This window comes from Lysinibacillus mangiferihumi (assembly GCF_003049665.1).
GTDB lineage: Bacteria > Bacillota > Bacilli > Bacillales_A > Planococcaceae > Lysinibacillus > Lysinibacillus mangiferihumi.
Genome location: NZ_PYWM01000084.1, coordinates 1 through 2,170, shown reverse-complemented (window position 1 = coordinate 2,170; position 2,170 = coordinate 1). Strand labels below are relative to the sequence as shown.

The 2,170-nt window shown below is 36.6% G+C and carries 1 protein-coding gene and 2 pseudogenes; 1 reads left to right on the top strand and 2 read right to left on the bottom strand.

What is annotated here, in order from left to right:
* Positions 1–1,105, top strand: a pseudogene (locus C9J37_RS27460) (IS3 family transposase); the annotation flags it as partial.
* Between the two features lie 91 nt (positions 1,106–1,196).
* On the opposite strand, the gene C9J37_RS27455 reads toward C9J37_RS27460, so the two are convergent.
* Together C9J37_RS27455 and C9J37_RS28700 are read right to left on the bottom strand one after the other, a co-directional pair.
* Complete coding sequence (locus C9J37_RS27455; protein WP_107897923.1) at positions 1,197–1,526, bottom strand: hypothetical protein; 330 nt, start codon at positions 1,524–1,526, stop codon at positions 1,197–1,199.
* 14 nt (positions 1,527–1,540) lie between these two features.
* Positions 1,541–2,170, bottom strand: a pseudogene (locus tag C9J37_RS28700) (hypothetical protein); the annotation flags it as partial.

Sequence of the window (2,170 nt, the reverse complement as noted above, 5' to 3'; positions counted from 1 at the left end):
AAGAAAACATATCAAACACATGGTAAGGAAGGCTTTTACGAGGAACGTCGTGGAAAAGAGAGTACTGGTCGTCCACGCCTTGAAAACTTATCCGCAGAAAAAAACTTGAGAAAGCGGAAGCGCGTATTCAACTATTAGAGGCAGAACTTAATCTGCTAAAAAAGCTCGACGAAATGGAACAGGCGAAGAAGAATCGTTTTTAACACCAAAAGAGAAATACCAAGCCATCAATGAAACGATTCGTTTATATCAATTAAAAAATAGGACGCGTCATCTTTGTCAGGTAGCGAATGTTAGTCCAAGCGGCTATTATAAGCGGCTTCAAAATAGGGAGAAACACGCTTTACATGAAGAAGCTGATTATTAAGATTACATCTTATTAAAATCAATTTATGATCAAGCGAAAGGGAAAATTGGTTATCGTGGATTTTATATGGCACTGGTAGATGTGCTGGACACACCCATGAACCATAAAAAGATTCTTCGTCTGATGCGTAAGTTCAATTTATATGCAAAAGTACGTCGTGCGAATCCGTATCGTCTGTTAGAAAAAGCAACAGAGGCGCATCGCCGTATACCGAACCATTTAAAACGTGCATTTAAGCAAGAAGAGCCAGGAAAAGTATTCTTAACAGATATTACGTATCTGCAATATAGAGGTGGTCAAAGGGCGTATTTATCATGCGTGAAAGATGTCGCAACACGAGAAATTGTAGCATATGAATTATCTACTACGTTAAAGATGTCCCTTGTTTATAAGACGCTTGAAAAGTTAAAAACACATCTAGACGGCAATCTCCATCCGGAAGCGATGATTCACTCGGACCAAGGTATTCATTTTACACACCCAGAATATCAGCAGCGTGTAAAAGAGATGGGACTTCTCCAGTCAATGTCCCGCAGAGGAAATTGTCTTGATAATGCGCCAATAGAATCGTTCTTCGGTCATTTCAAAGATGAAGTAGATTATAAACAAGCAGAAAGTTTGGCAGAATTACACACAATAGTGATGGACTATATGGACCATTATAATCACACACGAAAGCAATGGACATTAAAAAAGATGGCTCCGGCAACTTACCGAAGCCATCTCATTGCGGCTTAACTTAAAACTACATCCCTTTTTATTAAACTGTCTACAAAATAGGGTTCAGTTCAAGTCAAGGTCCTTCAATTTTGCAATTTACCTGTATAATTTAATACTTTCTAAATATTAATGTTAGGTTTTTTTTAATTTTATCTAAAACATTATTTACTTTTAGACGTTCCTCATAGCTATCTCTCCAGATAAAATAATCTGACAGACCAACTCTTGGCTGATTAATTTTTAAAAATATTTCCTCCAATTTACTAAACAGCTGTTTTAAATCTTCATTTTCATAGGTGCCATTTAAACATTCATCAATTAAAAGTAAACCTAATTTCAATTGATTAATGATATACAACGTTTCGTTATCATTTTCTTTTTCTAAAATTCTTTTTAATTCTTGAAATAGAATTCTTAATTGTTCTATATCTATTAGCATAGTTACCCCCCTCTTTATTTAATAGGTGTTGACGAAATCACTTCTACTCCATTAATCTTCCAAGGCTCTGGAACGAATATTTGATTCCCTCCACCTAAGTAAATACCTCCTTGATATCCTGCTGGCCCTTCATAAATTGTAGTACCTTGAGGTATTTTAATTTCATAAACCGTTTCTAACGGTGAGGAACCCGTTAATACACCAGTTTTAGGATCAATCCATTGTGCTTTAACTGCAGAGTCAATACGTCCATCATTTTTTGTACCTGGCTCCCTTGTAAAATATTGACCTAGAGCATTCTTACCTCCACCAGCTTTTCCTGAACGATAGAGAATTGTATCACTCTCGAGCTTTGTGACATTATACATTCCACTTCTAAACGTAGAAGCTGCACCTTGATTAATTTCAGCTAATGGTCCAGGGTTTTCAACCATGTTATAAGTATATTTAGAATTACCCGTACCCTTAGTCTCTTCAGGCTTCTTAGGATCTTTAGGCTTTGGCTTTGAAGAAGATATATTACCCTTTAGTTTCCCTACCTTAGTTACGGAGCCAACGCCTTTTGTTCCAACAATAGCTGTCGCTGTGGTTAGCTTTACATTCGTCATCCACTTAGATCTTGTATAGGCATTGCCATTGAGTAC

Excerpts from the sequence above, each read along its gene's own strand:
- C9J37_RS27455 (WP_107897923.1), bottom strand. The coding sequence starts at position 1,526 with ATGCTAATAGATATAGAACAATTAAGAATTCTATTTCAAGAATTAAAA.